Source organism: Polaribacter sp. IC073 (assembly GCF_007997075.1).
GTDB lineage: Bacteria > Bacteroidota > Bacteroidia > Flavobacteriales > Flavobacteriaceae > Polaribacter.
Genome location: NZ_VORS01000004.1, coordinates 122,840 through 145,860 on the forward strand (window position 1 = coordinate 122,840; position 23,021 = coordinate 145,860).

A 23,021-nucleotide genomic window follows, 5' to 3' on the forward strand; every position below is an offset into this window, starting at 1 on the left:
ACTATTTACTTATTCTCGATCTAGAGTAGCCAAATAAACGTTTTTGTTTAATAATTTCTGGAATCCCTTCTGGCAACATTTCTTCCCAACCTTTTTCTCCGTCTCTAATCATCTTTAAGACTGTTCTAGAGAAAATATCTAGAATTTCAGGATCAAAATCATCAATATTTATAAGTCTACCATTGTTTTTAAAGAATTTATATAATTCTTTCATCCTTGGATGCACTTTTAAATTTTCACTATTAATGTAATCTCCAGAACCTTGATCGTGGTAAGGATACATGTACACTTTTAAATCTCTGTAAAAAAGTTTACCAAATGCTTCTAAGATGCCACCACTTAAATTGCGATAATATTTTTCATCAAAAATTTGAATAAGGTTATAAACCCCCATTGCAAGCCCCATTCTTTCTTTGGTAAATTCACTAAAATACTCTACCAATTTAAAGTATTGTTGAAAGCTGGTAATCATTACATTTTGTCCTAAAGAACACAGTAACTCTGCTCTGTCTAAGAAATCTCTTTCGTTAATTTTTCCTTCAGAAGTAAGGTTACTTAAGGTGATTTCAAAAATAACTTGTGTGTTTTCTTCTTTTACTTTGTTTTCTTTTAAGAAAAGCCTTTTAGACTTTTCGTACATGTCCATATTTACTTTGGTAACGGGTCTAAAACTACCACGCAACGCCAATATATTTTTTTTGTATAAAACCTGTGCAGGCAATAAGTTGTTTCCATCAGGTCCAAACATTACTGCATTTGTCATTCCGTTTTTTAGCAATTGTAGACTCATCAAACGATTGTCTACATACATAAAACGTGGCCCAGAGAAATTAATCATGTCAATTTCTAATTGGTCATTACTTAAATTATCGTAAAAAGATTTAACCAATTCTTTCGGATTGTCATTTAAATAAAACGCACCATAAATTAAGTTAACACCTAAAATACCTAAGGTTTCTTGTTGCAGACGAGCATCTGATTCTTTGAAACGCAAGTGTAAAATAATCTCATTATATTCTTCTAAAGGATCTAATTGAAAACGGATACCAATCCATCCATGGCCTTTAAATTTTTTAGCGAAATCTATGGTTGTTACTGTGTTTGCATAACTAAAAAATAATTTATCTGGATGCTTAGATCTGCTTAGACGATCTTCCATTAAATCGATTTCGTGACGCAGCATTTTTTTTAGACGCGGCTGTGTAACGTAACGTTTATCTAGCTCAATACCATAAATAGCATCAGAAAAATCTTTATCATAAGCACTCATTGCTTTTGCAATAGTACCAGAAGCAGCACCAGATCTAAAAAAATTACGAGCAGTTTCTTGTCCTGCACCAATTTCAGCAAAAGTTCCGTAAATGTCTGAGTTTAAGTTGATTCTAAGTGCTTTACTCTTGGTTGTTGGTACAGTACTAATTTCTTGATCTCCTTTTAAAGAAATTGCCATAAATCGATTTTTATACGTTGCAACAAATGTAATGAATAAGTGTGCTATCAGTCAATTTTTATCTTATTTTTGTTTCAATGAAAATTGATAAAAAACTGTTGAAAATTACTTTTTTGGGAACAGGAACATCACAAGGCATACCAATGATTGCCAGTAAAGACCCTGTTTGTTTATCTAAAGATTCTAAAGACAAGCGCTTGCGTTCTTCTGTATCAATTTCTTGGGATGATAAAACGTATGTAATTGATTGTGGCCCTGATTTTAGACAGCAAATGTTAAGAGAAGAAGTACAATTAGTTAACGGCGTTTTATTTACGCATGAACACGCAGACCATACTGCGGGTTTAGATGATCTACGTCCGTTTTGTTATATTATAGGAGAAATGCCTATTTATTTAAATCAGAAAACTTTAACCAGTTTAGAAGAACGTTTTCAATATATTTTTTCCAAAGAGAATAGATATCCAGGAGCGCCAAGTGTGCAACCCAATGTTGTTGATAATAATCCTTTTTATATTGATAGCTTAGAGGTTATTCCTATTAAAGTACTGCATGGTAATTTACCTGTTTTAGGTTATCGCATTCAAGATATAGCCTATTTAACCGATGTAAAAACAATTACTTCGGAAGAAAAAGACAAGCTTAAAAATTTAGATATTTTAATTGTAAATGCGTTAAGAATAGAAGAACATCCTACACATTTTAATTTACAAGAAGCATTAGATTTTGTTGAAGAAATTCAACCTAAAAAAACATATTTCACACACATTAGTCATAAGTTAGGCTTTCATAAAGAAGTCTCTAAAAAATTACCCAAAAATGTGTTTTTAGCGTTTGATGGCTTAAAAATAGAAGCTTAGAGTTTTAGTAATTATATTTTAATGTATATTTGTTAGCATCGCTTTCTTATTTTATAATTGAAAGACTCATCATTTTAACTAATATTCCCAGAAATTAACTCAAGATAAAAAAATATGGAAAAAAAGTCAGAAAAAAACCAAGCAGCAGAAACTAAGCCGTTAGTAGATAGCAGAATTGCAGCAGTTAGAGACTTAATTTTTGGTGAAAATATTCAGCAATATAATTCTGAATTCGAAGATGTTTTCAATAGAATTAAGGCTTTACAAAACGAAACTCAGAAAAACTTAGGAGATTCTGTTAGTCATTTAGAAAATAAATTAGCGGATTTAGAAAGTTTGATGGATCATAAGTTTCAAGATTTAAATGACGATTTAGATAAAAGATTGGCAGATTTGGATGATGAAAAGACAGATAGAAAAAAATTAGGAAAAGCTTTAGAAAAAATTGCATTGATGTTGCAAGAATAGATGGAAAAGCCAACTGTAGATAACAAAAAAGACAATCGTTTTGAGTTGCTCAGAGAACTTTTATTAGCCGAGGATAGAGATAAATTTACAGCTCTAAGTGAAGAAATTATCGAGAAAGAAAAACTGTCTAAAAGAGTAACCCCTCTTGTAGATGAGAAAATTGAAGATCTTCGCCGTAATTTTCCAGAATATTTTGGAGATACAATTACTCAAACAATAAAAATTCAAATTAGAGATTCTCAAGATGAAGTAGTAGAAGCTTTGTACCCAATTATGGGTAAATTGATTAAGAAAGCTATTGTTAGTGAAATCACTAAGTTATCTGACAGTATTAATAAAACAATCAAAGAGAAATTCTCTATAAAAGAAATTTTCACACGTTTTCTAAAAGGAAAAAAGAACGACGCAGGTGTTGTTCTAAATGAAATTTTTGAACCCATTATAGAAGAAGTTTTTGTTATTGAAAAAAATTCTGGTTTACTTTCAGGTAGTTATACAAGAGGGAATACTGCAGACAAAGATATGATTTCTGGTATGTTAACAGCTATTAAGTCTTTTGCAGAAGAAGCTTTCTCTAAAGAAAATCAGAATTTAGAAGACATTAAGTTTGATAATTTTCATCTGACTATAAAAAATTACAAATCCATTTATATTGCCATCGCTACTTCGGGTGTCTTGAGTGGTGAATTTAAAGAGACAATTGCAGACAACGTGCATAATTTAGCAGAAATTATTTTAAGAGATCGTACTTATTTAGCGGATGAAGCAAAGTTAAATTTGCTAATTAGAAAACATATAATAACGTAAAATGAATGATCGCTAAAAAAGTTTTATTGGTTGGGAATTTTGGTGTTGGAAAAACATCATTAATTAGAAGGTTTGTTCTCAATCAGTTTTCTGAAGATTATATAAGTACTATTGGTGTTCGAGTTAGCTCTAAAATTGTACAATTTGAAAACCAAGAAATTAAATTATTAATATGGGATGTTGCTGGTACTAGTGGGAATGAAAAAATACCCAAAGCTTATTTTTTAGGAGCAAGTGCCGCCATGTATGTGTTCGACTTAAGCAGAGAAGAGACTTATGTATCTATAGATAATTATTTAGAAAGCATCAAAGAATTGTCTGGTTTAAAGGATATTATCGTTGTTGGGAATAAAAAAGATTTATTAACGCAAGAGGAATTAGAGAGTGTTATTAATACTGTTTCTGTGAAAATTGACTTAATTACGAGTGCTAAAGAAGATGAAAATGTAGAAAATGCCTTTTTACAATTAGCATCTCAAGCTATAAAATAAATAAATTTGATACCTGCAAAAATAGATGATGTTTTTATACAGATTACCACCAGCCTCTCTGGAGTAATTCTAAACATCACTGCAGGAAAGTTTCTCCAAAAAGAATTTAATGCACAAGAATCTATTTATAAAACTTGCCCTTTTTTAGAAGGTACTTTAGATGCTTTAGAGATTTCTGCGCCTTTTTTGTTGGAAGGAATGGTTCTTGTTTCTGATTTTACAGAATACAATGTAGATATTGAGTTGTTTAAAAGTGCGAAAAATATATCTGTCTTAATTCATAATAGAACCAATGTTTACAAATATTTAGAACAGCTCAATCAAAATAGAAATGATATTTTTTTTGTAAAAAGACAGTTGGCTGAAAAAAACATTGAATTAGATAAATTGCGTAAAATAGCAGATAAGGCAAATGAAGAAAAGTCGCGATTTTTAGCAATGATGAGTCATGAAATTAGAAACCCGCTAAATGTTATTTTAGGCTATGCAGCAATGATTTCTGAAGAGAGTATAAATAATAGTGTAAAAGAATATTTAAAATTATTATCGCTTTCTGGTGAACATTTAAAAGTGATTGTAAATGATATTTTAGATTTATCTAGAATTGAAGCAGGAAAGCTAGTATTGGTAAATTCACCTATAAATATTAAAGAAATTTCTAAACATTGTATAGAAAATTATCGTCATCAGAATACCAATACAGCAGTAGAATTACTTTTAGAGGTTTCAGAGAAGGTTCCATATTTGGTCTTAGGAGACAATGTAAGAATTAATCAAATACTGTCTAATTTGTTGTCGAATGCTTTAAAATTTACAGAAAAAGGAGAAATATCTATAGTCGTTACAGTCGTTTCCGAAGATGAGAAGTCAGTAAATATTGCTTTTTTAGTTTCAGATTCTGGAAGAGGAATGACGACCGCCCAAACGTTTGAAATTTTTGACGAATATCAACAAAACAAAAAAACAGACAACCGAGTACATGGAGGTGCGGGTTTGGGGCTATCTATTGTGAAAAGACTTTTAAAAGCCATGAATGGTAGGATTTCTGTTGATAGTGAGCTAGGTAAAGGAACTGTTTTTAAAGCTGAAATTCCATTTTTAAAAGAAACACATCAAAAGAGTGAAGTTGTTAAAAAGATAAAAACCCTCGCTTCTAAAAGTTTACGGGGAAAAAGAATTTTAGTAGCAGATGATGATGCTTTAAATCAGACAATTGTTGCACATATCTTAACAAAAGAAAATGTAACCTTAACGCAAGTAAAAGACGGGTTAGAAGCATTAGATATACTAAAAACAACAATTTTTGATGTGGTGTTGCTAGATATTCACATGCCAAATATAACGGGAGAACAATTAGTGCAGCAAAAAAAAGAGTTTAAAAAGGAAAATAGAGACATTCCCTTTTTAGCATTGACAGCAAATACAGCTCCAGAAGATTTAAAACGTTATAAAAATATTGGTTTTAAAAGTGTAATTGGCAAACCTTATACTTCAGTCTCTTTTCTAGAACAAATAGGTTTGACTTTAAATTAATTTTCATCCTCTCATAAGTAAGATTTTATACTAGTTATTTAATTGAAGGAGCGTAATTTCTTTCGTTGTTTGTACTTTCTATTTGTTCTTATCAGTCGATATCTTAAATCGTCATAAAATAGACTTATTAATAAAATGATTGCTCCTAAAACAAGCGTGTTTAGTTTTAGTCCAAGAACTGAATAAAAATATCCACCCGTTATTCCGCCGAGAAAGAAGAAGCAAATTATGTAAATTCGTAACTTTATAGTTGCTTTAATTTTGTCTCTTTTTGGATGCGTTTTCGGAAAAAATAATTGAGAAAGTTCAATTCCTAAATCTGTAAATAACCCTGTTAGGTGTGTTGTTCTAACAATTGTGTTCGAAATTTTCGTGACGTAAGAATTTTGCAATCCCATTGCAAAAAGGAGTAAACAAACAATTAAATCGGGATATTTTATTTTAGTTACATTGCTTATCAGTGCAATTACTATTAAGATTAAAGATTCAATAATTGTTGGTAAGACAAAAACATTCAGTTTCTTTTTTGCTCTAAATGCTTCAATAAGAATACTAGAAAGGAAAGATCCAAATAGGAAAGAAAATATATAAAGGAAGTAAATGGTTCCTTTCCAAAACTCAAAATTGGCCACATCACTAATAAATAAAGCAAAATGACCAGTTACATTTGTAGTTAATTGATTAAAAGATAAAAAGCCTGTAACATTTACAATTCCAGCAACAAAAGATAAGACAGTAGCAATTCTAAGGTTGTGTTTTAAAGTTCTGCTTTTACCTTGATGTCTAAACATGTTGTAGCTTCCTTTAGATAATAGTCTATCGTTTTATAGCTTATAATAAATGCAAACGAATTCTTTTTTTTAATTTAGAAATAAAAATAGAAGATTAATACCATCGTTTTTTCTTCTTTTTAGAAGCTTCAGATTTTCTTCCTTTTTTCTTTTTACTAACGGTATTAGGTTGTAATTTTTTATTCTTAGGTTTATTTATAACATAAGAATGATCTGTAATGACTTTAATTGGTCTTTCGATTAAAGTTTCAATCAATTTTATATACGCATTTTCATCCGGAGAACAGAAAGAAAACGCAATTCCAGATTTACCTGCTCTACCAGTTCTACCAATTCTGTGAATGTATGTTTCTGGTACATTAGGAATGTCAAAATTAATAATGCAATCAACATTTGTAATGTCTATTCCGCGAGAAGCTACATCTGTAGCAATTAGAATGTGTGCTTTTTTCTCTTTAAAATCTTCAATCGCTTTATTTCTTACGCCTTGTGTTTTATCTCCATGAATACTAGCAACTTTGTAGCCGTTTTTAGTTAAAGATTCTTCTAATTTATCAACACCAAATTTCGTGCGTCTAAAAATAATAATTTTTCCATTTATGGTATTTCTCAACAAATCGATACATAAATCTGTTTTGTTCTTTTTTGGAAGGTAATATAATAGCTGCCCAATATTCTTAGCTGTAGTTTCTTCAGGATTGATTTCAACAACAACCGGACTTTTTATTACTTTTTTGGCTAACTCTACTATTTTTTCTGGCATTGTAGCAGAAAAAAGTAAGGTTTGCTTTTTCTTCGGACAAAGAGCTTCTATTTTCTTAATATCGGCTATGAAACCCATGTCTAGCATTAAATCTGCTTCATCTAAAACAAAGATTTCTACAGCACTTAAATCGATGTTTCCTTGCATTTGCAAGTCAATTAATCGGCCAGGAGTCGCTACTAAAATATCTACACCTTTTGCTAAAATTTCTTTTTGAGGTTCTAAAGAAACACCACCAAAAACTGCTGTTGCCCTTAAGTTAGAATATTTACTAAAACTTTTAAAGTTTTCTAAAATCTGAATTGCCAGCTCACGCGTTGGTGTTATAATTAAAGATTTTATCTTTTTCTCACCTTTTTCTGCATCTTGCTCATCGAACAATAACTGAATAATTGGCAATGCAAAAGCAGCCGTTTTTCCTGTACCAGTTTGTGCAGAAACAATAACGTTCTTTTTTTCTAAAACTAAAGGAATCGCTTTTTCTTGTACTAAAGTAGGTGTTTGAAATCTCTCTTCAGCAACGGCTTTTAAGATGGATTTATTAAAAGGAAAATCAGTAAAATGCATGTATTATATTTTGATGCAAAGGTAGTTTAAAAGAAAGTATATTTTTTATGCAATTTAGTTTTAATACTAAAACTGTATCATTTACTTTTATAGCTTGTTTAGAGCAATTAGGATCTATGAATCAGGAAGTAAATAGGATTAAAAAAACAAAGAAACCTTGGCCAACCAAAGATGCGATGCAACAAGTGTATGAAATGAAGCTTTGGGGAGGTAATAATTCTAATTTTTATTCAGGCGACGGTTCCCATAATTCAGAAATTGTAAATCCCTATGTTGCTGCTATTACCAGGTTTTTAGTTAGTTTTAAAACTCCAATTACAGTTTGCGATTTAGGTTGCGGAGATTTTAATGTAGGAAAAAATCTAGTGAAACATACCAAGAAATACCTTGCAGTAGATATTGTTAAAGATTTAATAGCTTATAATAAAAAAGAGTTTAAAGCAGAGAGGTTAGAATTCCTTTGTTTAGATATTGCTGAAGATGAGTTGCCTGCTGCAGATTGTGCTTTGGTTCGGCAAGTGTTACAGCATTTATCGAATGCAGAAGTTTTAAAAGTGATGCATAAGTTAAAAGATTTTAAATACGTCATCTTAACAGAGCATTTGCCTTTAGGAGAATTTGTGCCAAATAAAGATATTATTTCTGGGCAAGGGATAAGATTTAAAAAACAAAGCGGAATCAATTTATTAATGCCGCCGTTTAATTTAACAGTAAAAGAAGAAACAGTATTGGTTTCTTTTATTTTAAAGGATTCTAAAGGTGTTATTATAACAACGCTTTATCAACTTTTTTAAAACATATTTATCTGTTTCTACACAGCAGAAGTGTAATTTACATACTCATGAATTTTTCTAGCTGTTTTTTTGTAGTATTCTAAATTTTATTTTTCATAAAAGGCTTACATTTAGTGAAATAAACAGCAACTCTAATGGTTTGTTGTGTCCGTTTTCATAAATTAAAAGTATCTATATGCTCAATAATTTTACCGTCTTTAAATTTAAAATTGGCGGTAACATTATTAATCACTTTTCGTTTTTATGCTCTGTAAAGATGTTCTGCTTTCTATTTTGCAGAACCTTTTTCCTCTGTTGCTGTAATGTTACTGAAACTAATTTTTGTAGTTTTAGTTCTTTCAGAGAGTAACATTTACCATATCTTTATAGCTTTTTCCCCTTTTAATAGTCCAAAAATAGGTTCTTGAAACCGCATGTTTTCATGATACCATGTGGTCATTTCCTTAACGTCTCCATTTGAAAAAGAACTGTAAAATTTTTCTATCAACCCTTTGGTATTCATAGGGTCTGTTTTAAGTTCTTTATCAAATTTTAAATGCAGTAAAAAATAGAATTACAAACGCTCCTCTATCCATTTCTTAAAGCTGTAAAAATTTTGAGGTGCAACTCCATGTCCAACATTGTATTCAGAGTACACATTGTTAAAACCTAATTTGTCTAAAAAAGGTTTTGAGTTTCTAGCCCATTCTACTGGTAAAACCTGGTCTACAGAACCATGAGAACAATAATAATCGGTTTTAATATCGGTGGATATTTTTTCTGGAAGTAGTTCTGTATTTATATAACCACTCAATACAATTACGTGTTGTATTTTATTCGGATAGAAGAAACTCAAAGAATAGCTTAAAATAGCACCTTGACTAAAGCCTAGTAAAAAGGTTTTATCAGAATTTGTGTTGTATTTTTTCTTTATTTCATCAATAAAAATGGCGATTTTATCTATGGATTCTTTCGCTTCTTTTAAGTCGGAAAACTTTCCGTTTTTATCATCAAAATTAATAGTATACCAAGCGTAACCGCCAAAACCCATTGAAAGAGGAGCTTGTGCGCTTACAATTAATAAATTGTCTGGTAATTCTTCTGCAAAAGAAAATAAATCTTGTTCATTACTTCCGTACCCGTGCAGCAAAATTAATAAAGACGGCTTTTCTACAGGAATTTTAGGTGTTCTAACGATATAATGCAAATCACTCATTTTAAATATAATCTTTTAAATATTTTTAAACCATTCTTGAAAATGTTCACCAATAAAAGGAACTAATTTCTCTTCGCCTTTAATTGCTCCAAATAGAGAAATAATCCAAAGAACAAAAGCAACAACTCCAACAATCCAACCAGCAGTAGCTCCTATATAGCTATACACAATGTATTGATTTGCGAAGTACAAAAGATTTAAACCAACCATTTGTCTTATGTAGAAACTTGCAAAAGGGTTCTTTTTACTGTTGTTCATAATAAAAGCGATAAGTAAACCAAGTACCCATAAATGACTAATAATAGCGGCTGTTTTTCCTTCTTTTACTGTATAATTGTCCATAGAATTAAGAGTTTAATATAAGTTGATTGTTAGCGTAAATACCATACACTTTTCCATTCATTTTTTTATTGATAAATGCACTGTTTTTAGATGTTGATAAAATATCTTTTTTGATAAAAGTATATTTTTCTTCAGGATTAAAAAGTGAAATATCTGCTGTTCTTCCTTCTGAAATAGAAGTGGATGCTAAACCAAAAATATGTCTTGGCTTTGAGGTGATTTGTTCGATAAAATCCTTTAGGTCTAAAACCGAATTTACTGCGCTAAATAAACTTTCTAACCCAATTGTACCGTCTTTTGCCTCGCTAAATTCTAATTTTTTATGCTCAATATCAATAGGGTTGTGGTCTGATGTAATAATATCGATAACACCCGATTTTACACCTTTTTGCAACGCTTTACAGTCTGCATTGGTTCTTAATGGCGGATTCGTTTTATAGTTGCTATCAAACTCGTGTAATTCAATATCTGTTAACGTTAAATTGTGCACGGCAACACTACAAGTAACTTGTAAGCCTTTCTTTTTTGCCTCTTTTATTAAGTCTACAGATTTTACAGTAGAAATTGTTGGGATGTGTAATTTTCCGCCAGTATATTCTAATAAAAATAAATCTCTAGCAATTTGCAATTCTTCTGCCAATGCAGGAATTCCTTTTAAACCTAATTTAGTGCTATTAATGCCTTCATGTGCAATACCTTCACTAGCAATTGACTTGTTTTTAGGAAAACTCAATACCAGGCCGTCAAAATTTTGAGCATATAATATAGCGACTTTCATCAAATTATCATTGTCAATCGGTTTTTTATAATCGCCAAAAGCAATCGCACCAGATTGTTGCATATCATACAATTCTGCCATTTCAGTTCCTTTGCTTTGCGCAGTTAAGGCAGCAATAGGATATAATTTTGTAGCAAAACCATTTCCTTTATGAATTAGAAATTCTACCGCTGCTTTATTATCTATTACAGGGTTTGAGTTTGCGTTTACTGCAACGGCTGTAAAGCCACTTTTAGCAGCAACTTGCAGTCCGTTTTTAATCGTCTCACGTTCTTCATAACCAGGTTCTCCAAAAGAAACACTCGTATCAAACCATCCACAAGAAACATGTAGGTTTTCTTTAGTTACAATAGTGTATTCTTTTTTAGACGGAATGGTGTCTTCAATTTGTTTGATAATACCTTCTTGAATTAAAATATCTTTTTTTTGTTGATGGTAAAGGCTTGAAGAATCTATAATCGTTGCCGATTTTATAAGCGTAATCATGGTTTATAGAATTTTAAAATCAAAATTTCTAATAACAAAGATACAATTGCCAAGGCTAAAAACCATTTCCAAAGCCAATGAACTTCATTCTTTTTATTAATTTTTTCGAAAACGTCTTTTATAGACGAAGAAATTGTGATGTTTTTATGGTTTTCCTTTAAGGTGTTTAAGTCTAAAAAATTTAATAAACTTTCTTCTTTAGGGTAGTTAAAAGCGATATTTTTAATATTGATACTCTCTTTGAAAACTTTGTACAAACCAGCTTCTAAAGGTTGTTCTTTTGTGGTAATGATTACTTTGTTTTGGTAGGTTTGCTGTATCGGAATAAAAGAGTTGTGTCTATTCGAAATTGCTAAAATTTCATCCTTACTAATTTGTGTTTCTATTGCTATTTTATTTTCTTGGTTTATGCGATAAGCTAATTTAGGATATTGAAAACTCATCTTACCAAAGTTGTAAAAGACAGGGACAATTAACGGCGAATTTAAAAAATTACTGTTCTTTTTATTTAACGCACTTGAGACATAATAAATGTTACTATTTGCTAATTGACTTATAAAAGATGCGTTGTTTTCAAAGGAAACTATTTTAGAAGTGTTGGCTAAAATAGGGTAGTGGCTTTGCACTGTTGGATATTGAAAGTTAGTTACTTTTTTAGAGAATACATTTTTAAAAATTGGGTGTTTGTAATTGATGGTTGTAACCTTTAAAGTGTCTTTTTTTTGAGGTTCAATTTTGCCTAAATTTAAGTTTTTTAGAAAGAGATTGTATGAAGAGATATCTATTTTTTCATTCGGAATTATAACAATACTTCCATTATTTTTCGAAAAATTTATCAAACTTTTTAATAAAATTTCTGGTATGTTTTCTAATTCATTCAGTACGATTAATTGTTGCTCTTGAATGGTGTTGTAGTTTGTGTTTTGAAGCGAAGAACTTGTAAACTCAAATTCTTCTTTTGTATAAATTTTCGATAAAAAAGTAGCCTCATTTCCAATAGCTAAAACACGTGTTTTTTGGTTGTTGTTTAGAGTGAAAAAATAGGTGTTGTCAAATGAAAAAGTATCGCTGAAAGAAAGTGTTATTTTGCCTAAGAAATTTGGTGTGTTAGTAACTGTAAATTGAATTGTTTTTTCTGTGTCTTTCTCAATAGGGAAGGACTGTTTGCTAATTAAGTTTTCTCCGTTAAAAAGGGCAATTGGTAGCTTGTCTTTTTTATTACCTTGATTTTTAACAATTACATTTACGGTGAAATTATTGTTATTTTTACTGTTGATGAAAACACTGTCTATTGAAACATTACTTTTTAGGGTCGCTTCTAATTTTATAGCCGTAAAAGCGGGTGTTACATTTGTAAACTTATTTACGTAATTGTATTGAAAATCAGATATTAATATGTTTTCATTTGAAGTGTTTGTTGTGGTTTTGTTTTCTTGGCTAATTTTTAGTAAAATGGTCTCAAGATCTAACTTTATGGAAGTTTTTTCTGTTTTTAAAAGTACATTTTTTAATTCATCTTTACCAATATCTTTGTAAAAATCGGTATTTGTTAATAGAGAATATTCATTTTTGACATCTGTATTTTCTATAATTTCTTGTGCAGCAATTTTTAGTAAATTACCTTTTTCACCTTTTGTATTTGTACTTAAAGAGTTGTCTAAGTAAATAAAATTATGTTGTTTCTTAGTACTATTAGTATCACTAAAATAAGGTTGAGAAAAAGCAATAAGTATCGCAGTAAATAATAGTAGTCTTGTGGCTAATATGAGCCATTTTTTTATACGAGAACTTTTACGTGATTGTTGTTGTAGTTTTTGTAAAAAAGCAACATTGGTAAATGGTATTTTCACAAACTTTTGAAGCTGAAAAAGATGTACTAATATAGGGATAATTAGTAGTGCTAAAAAGTATAAAATTTCAGGATTTTTAAATTGCATTTAGTTGTAATTATTCATTTTATGAAAGTATAAATTTATTACAAAAAAAGGGATTTAAAAAGACTTGTTCATTTCTAATTAAAACTTTTCGAAAACGCCTAAACCAAAGAGTGCAAAATCATATTTTACAGGGTCTGTTTTGTCTAGTTTTCTAAGATTTAAATCTAATTCAGAAACCGCTTTCCAGTCGTTTTGTTTTCTAATCAATAGCTTTAATTTTCTTGCTACGTTGCCAGAATGCACGTCTAATGGGCAAGATAAATTAGCAGGATTATGTGTGTTCCAAAGTCCGAAATCAACACCCTTTTCATCTTTTCTAACCATCCAACGTAAATACATATTTATACGTTTTGCTGCAGAATTTTTCAAAGGGTCTGAGATGTGTTTCTGAGTTCTTTGTTGGTGTTCAACTTCAAAAAATAAAGTTTTAAAGTTATTTATTGCGGTTTGGTAGGTGTTAGAATTATCCTTAATTGAAAGCGCATTTTCCAATCCACCATGATTTATGTAGATGTGTTGTAGTGATTTTATAAACTGTTGAAAGTCGATATAATTAAAAGTTCTGTGAACAAAACCTTCTAAACTTTTCAAATCATTTTCTTGATGATTTAAGATGAAATCATGTGGAGAATTGTCTAACAATTCCATCATTTTAGAAGCGTTTCTAATAATCATAGTTCTATTTCCCCAAGAAATAATTGCAGCCAAAAAGCCCGCAATTTCAATATCTTCTTTTTTAGAAAATAAATGCGGAATCTGTATAGGATCTGAATCGATGAATTTAGGATTGTTATATAAAATAACTTTTTCGTCTAGAAATTCTTTGAGTTCAGATTTTTTCATAAAATTTATTATTTAAAGATAAAACTAAGTAGAATTAAGGTTCCGTTATAGCACCCATGAAGTAACATAGACCATTGCAAGCCAAAACGGACTCTTATGTAACCAAAATAGCCGCCCAAGAGTATTTGTGGCAATACTAATAAAGGGGATAATAGTATCACGTTCATTGTTAAATCAAAATTTGTAATATGAACAAAGCCAAATAATAAAGCAAAAACATAAAATGCTATTTTAAAAGCTTTAGGTTTCTTAAAAGCTGTTATTGGCGCTCTAAAAAGAACTTCTTCTATAACAGGAACAAGAACTGCTCCTAGCAAAAATATTTGAAGAATTCCCATGTTTTCAAACATAGCCTCTACTTTATGATTTTCCATATTTACCCATCCCATTTCTTCAATAAGCGCAAAAATAGGTGAGATGGCAATTCCTGTTAAAAGACTTATTATAAGTACTTTAAAAAATAGGGTAAATCGGTAATTTATATTTGTATTGGTATCTTTTTCAAGAATAGGATTTTTTAAGTACGCGATTAAGTTTCGGAAAGTTTCCTTCATAGTAAAGTTTACACATTAGTAGTATAAAAACATCATTTGTTACAGAATTAAATAATTTTACCATCTTTCATGGTTAATTTTCTATCTGCCATTTCTGCCAATTCTTCATTATGGGTTACTAAAACAAAAGTTTGTCCAAATTTATCACGCAATTCAAAGAATAGCTTGTGTAGATTTTTTGCAGATTCGCTGTCTAAGTTTCCACTGGGTTCATCTGCTAAAATTACCGACGGATTGTTAATTAATGCTCTAGCAACAGCAACACGTTGTTGTTCTCCACCAGAAAGCTCATTGGGTTTGTGATTTATTCTATGAGATAAACCCAGGAACTCTAAGATTTCTTTGGCTCTTTTTTCAGTTTCTTTCTTGGACTTTTTACCAATAAAAGCAGGAATACAAACATTTTCTAATGCTGTAAATTCTGGTAATAATTGATGAAATTGAAAGATAAAACCAATGTGATTATTTCTAAATGAAGATATTTTTTTGTCTGATAAATTTTTGAGTGAAATACCGTTTAAAGAAAGTTCAAAATTTTGTGCTACTAAAGGTTTGTCTAAAGTACCTAAGATTTGTAATAAGGTAGTTTTTCCTGCTCCAGAAGGACCAACAATAGCTACAATTTCTCCTTTTTTGATGTGCAAATCCACGCCTTTTAAAACTTCTACATCACCATAATATTTGTGAATATTCTTACAAACAATCATACCTTCTTTAATTTAAAAACGAATGTATAAAAAAGAAATTAGAAACACATATATGTGCTTCTGATTTCAGTTTCAAATCTCAAATAAATCGATGAACAATACTTAAAAAATATTTTTTAGAGTTTTGTAGTCTATAAAATAAACAAATCTTACAGATAATGTGTGTTGATTTGGTTGGTTGAATAAATTTTCTAGGTTTTTGTAAAAATCCAATCCAGATTTATCGTTGGCATCAAAAATAGAATTCCTGTAAAAAACAATGAATTGACTCCCTGGAGCAAATTGCCAGAAGTAATTTAAATCTAAATTCCAACTATTAAAATTCACGTCGTTACCCGCGTAATTTGTATTTTCAGCTAAAGAGCCATCATTATTTAAGTTGTAATAACTATTGTAAGCAACATCACTCCAATAATGTCTAAAACTTAATGATAATGAAGAATCTGTACTGAAATTATAGGTACCAGATATGGTATTTGTGTAGCTTTTTATATCTCTCTGACCAAAAATAACGGTACTCGTATCTTGGCTTACATAACCTTGATCATTGTGCGTTTTATTATAATTTAGACTATATTGTAATGAAAACTGATTTGTAAATCGGTAACGCGGACTAATACTAATGCCGTAAGCTTTTTGAGGATGGTTTTTGTAGCTTGTAAAATAAGCATTTGTATTTAACTCTAATTTCTTTTGAGAATTGGTAGAAATCCAGCCATTTACATTCATTGTTTCTGGTCTTTTAAAAAAGACTCCGCTTGTGGTTCCTTGTCTTGGTTCAAAATAATCTCTATTTTCTGAACGGTAATTTAAATTCCCACCAAAAGTGAAACGCTCTTTTGTTTGAGCGCTAGCATTAAGACCAGCTTCATACCCTGTAAAAGCACCAGAAAAATGCTGAAAATTTGCTTGGTTATAAAAGTTAAAACTGTAATTGTTAAACTTTTTTGTGGGTTGTAAGGTTCTCCAACCTGCACTTCCATAAAGGGTCTGTTGGTCATTTGAAAATAAAATACCTAAGTCATTTGGGTTAAAATCTTTATTTTCAAAATTATAACCTATTTCCCAATTCCAGTGTCCAGAATTATAGCCAAAACTATTATCAAAAGTATACCCAGTTCTTGGGTTGTTTACATCGTCTGATATAGCGCTCATTTTAACAGAACCATCCACATTGTACTTGCTGTTTTTTGTTTCTATATGCCAATCTAGAGCCGTAACATTTGCGTCTCTAAAACGTCCATTTCTGGTAACATTTGTATTGATTAAAGTAACTGTAGAATTTTGATTAAATTGTTGGTCTAAAACAAGGATGTTGTAATTAGAAAAGGGATTTATAACCACTTTTCTAGTGGTTGTCCTTTTAGTGCTTGTGCCGCCGTTCATTTGTTCGGTTGTTGTTTTAATAGTAGCTTCCGTGTTTTCTGTAATTGCGTTAAAAAAACCAATTCCTAAACCATTTTTTGTTCTACCAGATATCTTTACAGCATTTAACATGGTTACTTTTCTGGGGTATGCTATGATTTCTTCACGAACTCTTTTACCGCTTCCATCAAAATCATCTTGTTTTATTAAGGTAGATGCAACATTAAATTGATCTATTGGAGCACCTCCAATTCTTCTAGAGTAAAATAACCGACCCTTGTTAAAAAGTTCTGTTCCTTCAGTAAAAAATTGTCTTTGTTCAGAGAATTGTTGCTCAAATGGCCCTAGATTTAACTCCACATTATCAAATCCTACTTGGCTAAAATCTGGTATTAAAGTAGCATCTAAAGTAAAATTATCTGTCAAACCATATTTTAAATCCATACCAACGCTATAATCATATGTGGTTTCTCCTTTAAAAGAAACAGCAGTTGCAGAAGCATAAGGGTATAGATTTAATCTTGTAGGCGGTGTTATGTTATTAAAGCCATCAATTAAACCATCATACTGCGTCCAATTACCAACAGCGTTGTCTATAAAATTCCAGGTGTGTTGTTCATTTAATTTTTCTAAACGCCTGTGAAAATTAAACCCCCAAGACTGTACAGGCCTATTTGCAAAGCGAATTGCTCTGTAAGGTAGTTTTATTTCCACATTCCAGCCTTTTGATGTAATCTGTGTAGCACTTTCCCAAACGGCACTCCAATTAAAGTCTTCATTGTCATTTGAAACTTTAGCGTCTCCTTGGTTTCCTGTAACTTGTACAATAAATTCGAACGGATTCTGGCCATCATCATTTGGGTTAATAGTGACTAAAAAGAAATCTGCCTGACTAAAATTGTCTCTCACAGCAAATTCTTGTGGAATATTTTCTGGATCTGGATCTAACATTTCAGCAGAAATATACACGGCATCATCATCATAAATTACTTTAACGGAAGTTTGATATTCTGATGAAACAAGTTTGCCATTATCTGGTCTAAAAACAATAAAATCTGATAATGCTTTTGCATTTTTCCATGCAATATCATTTAAAAGACCATCTATTTTCGGAGGTGTTGTAACTTTTATAGTAGTCGTTTCTTTTCGATTGTCATTTTTCTGTGCAAATAATTGAAACGTACATAAAAGTACTAATTGTAGTATTAAAATTTGTTTATACATGCGGTTTTGGTTGATTAATTGTTAACTGAGCAGACTAATATTTATTTCAAGAATGATGTTAACTTGTTATAAAGACCGCTTTATCATAGAAGTGTTACATTTAAGAAGTGTTAAATATTTCTTAAATAAAATTTAGGCCAATTATTTTTGCTTTTTTTTATTCGAATCATTGCATAAAATAAGTTCTGAATTTGTATTTTTGTATCCGTTTTAAAACATTTATAGGATGAACTTACACGAATATCAAGGAAAAGAAATATTAAATAGTTTTGGAGTTAGAATTCAAAGAGGAATTGTTGCAAGTACTCCTGAAGAAGCTGTAGCTGCTGCGAAAAAACTAACTGAAGAAACTGGTACAGGTTGGCACGTTATAAAAGCACAAGTACACGCAGGTGGTCGTGGAAAAGGTGGTGGTGTTAAATTGGCTAAAAATTTAGACGAAGTTAAAAGTATTTCTGATGATATTTTAGGAATGATGTTAATTACACCTCAAACATCTGCTGAAGGAAAATTGGTAAATCAAGTTTTAATTTGTGAAGATGTATATTATCCTGGAGATTCTGAGCCAGATGAATATTACATGTCTGTTCTATTAAATAGAGCTACTGGTAAAAATATGATTATGTATTCTACAGAAGGTGGAATGGATATTGAAACTGTTGCAGAAGAAACGCCACATTTAATTTTTACAGAAGAGATTGATCCTTTATTAGGAATCATGCCTTTTCAAGCTAGGAAAGTTGCTTTCAACTTAGGTTTGTCTGGTGTTGCTTTAAAAGAAATGACGAAATTTGTTACTAATTTATATAAAGCATACATTGGTTCAGATTCTGCTATGTTTGAAATTAATCCAGTTTTAAAAACATCAGATTCTAAAATTATGGCAGTGGATGCTAAAGTTTCTTTAGATGAAAATGCTTTATATAGACATAAAGATTATGCAGAAATGCGCGATTTACGTGAAGAAAATCCGATTGAAGTTGAAGCAAAAGCTGCTGGTTTAAACTATGTAGATTTAGACGGAAACGTTGGTTGTATGGTAAACGGTGCTGGTTTAGCAATGGGAACTATGGATTTAATTAAAGAATCTGGTGGTGAGCCTGCTAACTTTTTAGACGTTGGTGGTACTGCAGATGCAGAACGTGTAGAAAAAGCTTTTGGTATTATCTTAAAAGATAGCAATGTAAAAGCTATTTTAGTTAATATCTTTGGTGGTATTGTACGTTGCGATAGAGTTGCACAAGGTGTTGTTGATGCATACAAAAGTATGGGAGACAAAATTACTGTACCAATTATTTGTAGGTTACAAGGTACAAATGCTAAAGAAGCAAAAGAATTGATAGACAATTCTGGAATGGAAATTATTTCTGCTACAGAATTTCAAGAAGCTGCAGATAAAGTGCAAGAAGTTTTAGAAGCTTCATAAAATTTTATTTTTCAACGATAAAAAAAAGCCTCACAATTTGTGAGGCTTTTTTGTTTTTTTTAAATTATATTTAAGTTCCTTAATAATTAACAATTTAAAATAATGAAAAAACTTTTAATATTACTTTTATTGCCTTTGCAGATATTAGCACAAGAAGGACCTAAATCGACCATGTTTTGGAATACCTTAAAAGAACACTGTGGTAAGACATATGAAGGAGAAATAGTTGCAGGGGGGGAGGAAGGAGATGGTTTTACAGGAAAAAAATTAGTAATGCATGTTCGTTCTTGTGAAGAAAATACAATTAGAATTCCTTTTTTTGTTGGAAATGATAAATCACGTACGTGGGTTTTTACAATAGATGAGGATTCCTTAATTCAGTTAAAACACGATCACAGGCATAAAGATGGGGCAGAAGATAAAATAACACAATACGGAGGCACAAACCCTAATACTGGTTTAGCTAATATTCAGTTTTTTCCTGCAGACCAGCATACAGCAAACTTAATACCTTATGCTTCTAATAATATTTGGTGGGTTACTTTAGATGAAACTAGCTTTACGTATAATCTACGTAGAATAGGATCTGAAAGATTTTTTTCTGTAAAGTTTGATTTAACGAAAGAAATAAATACTCCGAGCGCACCTTGGGGAAGTGAAGATTAATTTACTAGAAATATGGCGGGATAACTTACGTAGCATTATTTACTAGAAGTCACTTTTTAAATAGAATTTTAAAAACCTTAATACAGCTTATATTATATTTGAAAATAAAAACGCCCCATGAAAATGAGGCGTTTTTGTTTTTATACTATTTTAAAAATTAGTTACGTATGTGACCTTCACCATAAATATAATATTTATTGGTCACTAATTTTTTCAATCCTAAAGGACCTCTATGGTGTAATTTATCTGTACTAATAGCTAATTCTGCACCAACACCTAATTGTCCACCATCCGTAAATCTGGTAGATGAATTTTTATAAACCGCAGCACAATCTACTTGCTGCATAAAGTTATCTGCATTTTCATCATTTGTTGTCATGATAGCTGCTGAATGTCCGCCAGAATACTTGTTAATCATTTCTACAGCTTCATCAAGATTATTTACAGCACCGATGCAACATTTTAAAGCCAAAAATTCTTGTCTCCAAATAGTTTTGTCTGTTATTAATGACTCGTCTTTCAATACATTTTGTACATCTTCATCTACTAATATGCTTACATTTCTATCTTTTAAGACGGTTTGTAACTCTTTTAGTTTGTTGTCGAAATCTTCTATATTTTTGTTGATAAGAATTTTATCCAACGCATTACAAGCAGAAATTTTATCGGTTTTAGCATTGATAATTACCGCCAATGTTTTCTTCCAGTCTGCCTTTTCATCAATATATAAGAAGTTATTTCCTCTTCCACTGATTAAAACAGCACATGTTGCATGTTCTTTTACAAAATTAATTAAGCGTTCACCACCTCTTGGTACAATTAAATCTAATTGTTCTGTTGGGTTTCTTAAAAATTCTTGTGTTTCTTTTCGATCCATTTGCAACAACTTAATATAATCTTCACTTATATTATTTTCAGTTAATGCTTTGTGCCAAAATTCTACCAATACTTTGTTACTAAATATTGCTTCTTTACCACCTTTTAGTAAAATTCTGTTATTAGATTTAAACGCTAATACAGCAGCTTCTACGGTAACATCTGGTCTAGATTCGTAAATAATCATGATGGTACCAAATGGCGAAGTTTTATTAGTTACTTGCAATCCGTTTTCTAAAACATCATCACTAATAATTTGATTCACAGGGTCTTCTTGTGCTTTTACTTCGTTGATGGCTTTTATCATTCCATCAATTTTACCATCATTCAAAATTAAACGATCATACATTGCTTGATCTTCTTTATCAAAAGCATCTAAATCTTTTTTATTTGCTTGTAATAACAATTCCCGATTTTCATCAAGAATTTTTGTCATGCTTTCTAAAACATTGTTTTTTATGGTTGTGTCTAATAATTTCATTGTGTAAGTTTTTAAAGTGCCACTTTTGTACCAACAGACTTTCCGTCGATAATATCAATAATGGTATTGTCTCTTTTTCCGTTTGCGATATAGGTAGGAATATTATTTGCTGCAGCTTCTTGTGCATAATCTAATTTAGACCCCATTCCGCCACGGCCTTCACCTGGTTTTTTATCACTGTCTTTAATGTATTTATCTAAATCTTCATTAGGATTTACATTTGTGATTAAATCGCTGCTTTCAGACTCTGGATGCCCAGTATACAAACCATCAATATCTGTTAAAATAATTAGTTTGTCTGCATTTATTAGTTGTGCTATTAAACTCGCCAATTCATCATTATCTGAAAACATAGACATGGTAACCGAAACGGCATCATCTTCATTTGCAATAGGTATCACACCTTCTGCTAACAAACCTTCACAGCAATTAATCATATTTTCTCTATGAACCCCTTCACTAAAATCTCTTTTAGTAGGTAGCACTTGCGCACATTTCATACCAAAATCATTAAAAATATTGTAATAATGACGCATCATTCTTGGTTGCCCAATAGCAGAATACACTTGCCTTCTTTGGGTTTCATTTTCAATATTAGATTCTCCTAAAACTTCTTTACCAGCAATTACAGAACCAGAAGAAACTAAAATTGAAATAATTCCACGTTCATATAATTCTGCAACTTGCTGTACTAAACGTCTTAAAACAGGTCTAACAATTCTGTTATCTCTGTTGGTCATTACGTTTGTTCCTACTTTAATTACTATTCTTTCTTTGTACATCTTAATGTTCTTTACCTAATTCGACAGCTCTATTAAAAGCAGCAAAAGCAGCGTCTTTAATTAATTCGTTTACATTGTTATCTTCCATAGAATCTAAAGCTGCACGTGTAGTACCACCTTTAGAAGCTACTTTTTCCATCCAAGAATTTGGCGATAGATTCGATTGGTTAAAAAGTTCTACAGCACCTGTAAAAGTCTGACTAACTAAAACGGTAGAGTCTTTTTTTGAAAAGCCCATTTTTAACGCAGCTTCCATCATACTTTGCATAAAGTAAAAAACGTAGGCAGGTCCACTACCAGAGATTCCTGTAGATGCATCAATAAGTTTTTCATTGCTTACTTCCATAGATTTTCCTGTGGTATCTAGTAAACTTTCTACCGTTAATTTTTCTATTCTAGACACTTCTTCTGACGTTACATAAGAAGTTAAGCCTTTACCAATTTGAGCTGGTAAATTAGGCATTGCTCTTACAACCTTGCTTAAGCCAGAATATTTTTTAATATTATCTATATTAACACCAGCCATTATAGAGACTAAAACTTGCCCGGGTTTTACAAACGGTTTTAAAGCTTTAAATAGATTTTCTGCATGATATGGTTTAACGGCAATAAAGATAATGTCTGCTTTTGGCACACAATCTTCTAATTCCTTAAAAGCATCAAAGTGAGAAATTTCATTCAATTCTTCTAACCTTTCCTCAGACTTGTCTAAAATCATGATGTTTTTTTTCTTTAACAATTTTGATTTAGACATTCCCTGAGCATACGTTAGCCCCATGTTTCCTGCGCCAATTACTAAAATTTTCATTTTGTTTTAATTAAGTATTATTAATTT

23 protein-coding genes are annotated in these 23,021 nt (G+C 30.8%); 8 read left to right on the forward strand and 15 right to left on the reverse strand.

Annotation, left to right across the window (positions count from 1 at the left end; translation table 11 throughout):
- Position 1: 1 nt before the first annotated feature.
- The gene (locus tag ES045_RS07500) at positions 2-1,450 is read right to left on the reverse strand and encodes a TonB-dependent receptor (RefSeq protein WP_147114840.1); all 1,449 of its coding nucleotides are present in this window, start codon (positions 1,448-1,450) and stop codon (positions 2-4) included.
- Positions 1,451-1,527: 77 nt separating this feature from the next.
- On the opposite strand from ES045_RS07500, the gene ES045_RS07505 reads away from it, so the two are divergent.
- The 5 genes from ES045_RS07505 (at position 1,528) to ES045_RS07525 (ending at position 5,609) form a co-directional block, all read left to right on the forward strand.
- Positions 1,528-2,310 carry an MBL fold metallo-hydrolase gene (locus ES045_RS07505; protein WP_147114843.1) on the forward strand — a complete coding sequence of 261 codons (783 nt, stop codon included), beginning with the start codon at positions 1,528-1,530 and terminating at the stop codon, positions 2,308-2,310.
- A gap of 114 nt (positions 2,311-2,424) precedes the next feature.
- A complete protein-coding gene (locus ES045_RS07510; protein ID WP_147114847.1) occupies positions 2,425-2,778 on the forward strand; it encodes a hypothetical protein in 354 nt (117 codons plus the stop codon).
- Positions 2,779-3,585, forward strand: a complete 807-nt coding sequence (locus ES045_RS07515; RefSeq protein WP_147114850.1) for a cell envelope biogenesis protein OmpA — start codon at positions 2,779-2,781, stop codon at positions 3,583-3,585.
- A 5-nt stretch (positions 3,586-3,590) separates the two neighbouring features.
- Complete coding sequence (locus tag ES045_RS07520; protein WP_147114855.1) at positions 3,591-4,076, forward strand: Rab family GTPase; 486 nt, start codon at positions 3,591-3,593, stop codon at positions 4,074-4,076.
- 6 nt (positions 4,077-4,082) lie between these two features.
- Positions 4,083-5,609: a hybrid sensor histidine kinase/response regulator gene (locus ES045_RS07525; protein ID WP_147114858.1), complete on the forward strand. Its 1,527-nt coding sequence runs from the start codon at positions 4,083-4,085 to the stop codon at positions 5,607-5,609.
- 38 nt (positions 5,610-5,647) lie between these two features.
- Here ES045_RS07525 and ES045_RS07530 read toward each other — a convergent pair whose 3' ends face one another.
- Entirely contained in the window at positions 5,648-6,400 is a 753-nt protein-coding gene (locus ES045_RS07530; RefSeq protein WP_147114863.1) for a YoaK family protein, read from the reverse strand.
- A 94-nt stretch (positions 6,401-6,494) separates the two neighbouring features.
- Entirely contained in the window at positions 6,495-7,730 is a 1,236-nt protein-coding gene (locus ES045_RS07535; protein ID WP_147114866.1) for a DEAD/DEAH box helicase, read from the reverse strand.
- Positions 7,731-7,846: 116 nt separating this feature from the next.
- On the opposite strand from ES045_RS07535, the gene ES045_RS07540 reads away from it, so the two are divergent.
- Positions 7,847-8,524: a class I SAM-dependent methyltransferase gene (locus ES045_RS07540; protein ID WP_147114869.1), complete on the forward strand. Its 678-nt coding sequence runs from the start codon at positions 7,847-7,849 to the stop codon at positions 8,522-8,524.
- A 352-nt stretch (positions 8,525-8,876) separates the two neighbouring features.
- Here the strand turns inward: ES045_RS07540 and ES045_RS16360 are convergent, their stop codons facing one another.
- From ES045_RS16360 to ES045_RS07580, 9 genes are all read right to left on the reverse strand, one after another.
- Positions 8,877-9,026 carry a hypothetical protein gene (locus tag ES045_RS16360; protein WP_189663046.1) on the reverse strand — a complete coding sequence of 50 codons (150 nt, stop codon included), beginning with the start codon at positions 9,024-9,026 and terminating at the stop codon, positions 8,877-8,879.
- Positions 9,027-9,077: 51 nt separating this feature from the next.
- Positions 9,078-9,719, reverse strand: a complete 642-nt coding sequence (locus ES045_RS07545; protein WP_147114873.1) for an alpha/beta hydrolase — start codon at positions 9,717-9,719, stop codon at positions 9,078-9,080.
- 15 nt (positions 9,720-9,734) lie between these two features.
- The gene (locus tag ES045_RS07550; RefSeq protein WP_147114876.1) at positions 9,735-10,061 is read right to left on the reverse strand and encodes a DUF4870 domain-containing protein; all 327 of its coding nucleotides are present in this window, start codon (positions 10,059-10,061) and stop codon (positions 9,735-9,737) included.
- A gap of 4 nt (positions 10,062-10,065) precedes the next feature.
- On the reverse strand, positions 10,066-11,325 hold the full coding sequence (locus ES045_RS07555; RefSeq protein WP_147114879.1) for a dihydroorotase: 1,260 nt from the start codon (positions 11,323-11,325) through the stop codon (positions 10,066-10,068).
- On the reverse strand, positions 11,322-13,262 hold the full coding sequence (locus ES045_RS07560) for a BatA domain-containing protein (RefSeq protein WP_147114882.1): 1,941 nt from the start codon (positions 13,260-13,262) through the stop codon (positions 11,322-11,324). The genes ES045_RS07555 and ES045_RS07560 overlap by 4 nt, the downstream gene beginning before the upstream one ends.
- 78 nt (positions 13,263-13,340) lie before the next feature.
- Complete coding sequence (locus ES045_RS07565) at positions 13,341-14,105, reverse strand: TIGR02757 family protein (RefSeq protein ID WP_147114885.1); 765 nt, start codon at positions 14,103-14,105, stop codon at positions 13,341-13,343.
- An 8-nt stretch (positions 14,106-14,113) separates the two neighbouring features.
- Positions 14,114-14,659 (reverse strand): CPBP family intramembrane glutamic endopeptidase, encoded by a 546-nt coding sequence (locus ES045_RS07570; RefSeq protein ID WP_147114888.1) that lies wholly within the window; start codon positions 14,657-14,659, stop codon positions 14,114-14,116.
- A 47-nt stretch (positions 14,660-14,706) separates the two neighbouring features.
- Complete coding sequence (locus ES045_RS07575; protein ID WP_147114891.1) at positions 14,707-15,366, reverse strand: ABC transporter ATP-binding protein; 660 nt, start codon at positions 15,364-15,366, stop codon at positions 14,707-14,709.
- 102 nt (positions 15,367-15,468) lie between these two features.
- On the reverse strand, positions 15,469-17,955 hold the full coding sequence (locus tag ES045_RS07580; RefSeq protein WP_147114895.1) for a DUF5916 domain-containing protein: 2,487 nt from the start codon (positions 17,953-17,955) through the stop codon (positions 15,469-15,471).
- A gap of 226 nt (positions 17,956-18,181) precedes the next feature.
- On the opposite strand from ES045_RS07580, the gene sucC reads away from it, so the two are divergent.
- The gene (gene sucC / locus ES045_RS07585; RefSeq protein ID WP_100944960.1) at positions 18,182-19,381 is read left to right on the forward strand and encodes an ADP-forming succinate--CoA ligase subunit beta; all 1,200 of its coding nucleotides are present in this window, start codon (positions 18,182-18,184) and stop codon (positions 19,379-19,381) included.
- A gap of 102 nt (positions 19,382-19,483) precedes the next feature.
- On the forward strand, positions 19,484-20,047 hold the full coding sequence (locus ES045_RS07590; RefSeq protein WP_147114898.1) for a hypothetical protein: 564 nt from the start codon (positions 19,484-19,486) through the stop codon (positions 20,045-20,047).
- Positions 20,048-20,204: 157 nt separating this feature from the next.
- Here the strand turns inward: ES045_RS07590 and ES045_RS07595 are convergent, their stop codons facing one another.
- The 3 genes from ES045_RS07595 to proC are packed head-to-tail and all read right to left on the reverse strand — an operon-like array spanning position 20,205 to position 22,994.
- Positions 20,205-21,404 carry a glutamate-5-semialdehyde dehydrogenase gene (locus tag ES045_RS07595; RefSeq protein ID WP_147114901.1) on the reverse strand — a complete coding sequence of 400 codons (1,200 nt, stop codon included), beginning with the start codon at positions 21,402-21,404 and terminating at the stop codon, positions 20,205-20,207.
- An 11-nt stretch (positions 21,405-21,415) separates the two neighbouring features.
- The gene (gene proB, locus ES045_RS07600; protein ID WP_147114904.1) at positions 21,416-22,186 is read right to left on the reverse strand and encodes a glutamate 5-kinase; all 771 of its coding nucleotides are present in this window, start codon (positions 22,184-22,186) and stop codon (positions 21,416-21,418) included.
- Position 22,187: 1 nt separating this feature from the next.
- Complete coding sequence (proC, locus tag ES045_RS07605) at positions 22,188-22,994, reverse strand: pyrroline-5-carboxylate reductase (RefSeq protein WP_147114908.1); 807 nt, start codon at positions 22,992-22,994, stop codon at positions 22,188-22,190.
- Positions 22,995-23,021: the final 27 nt, after the last annotated feature.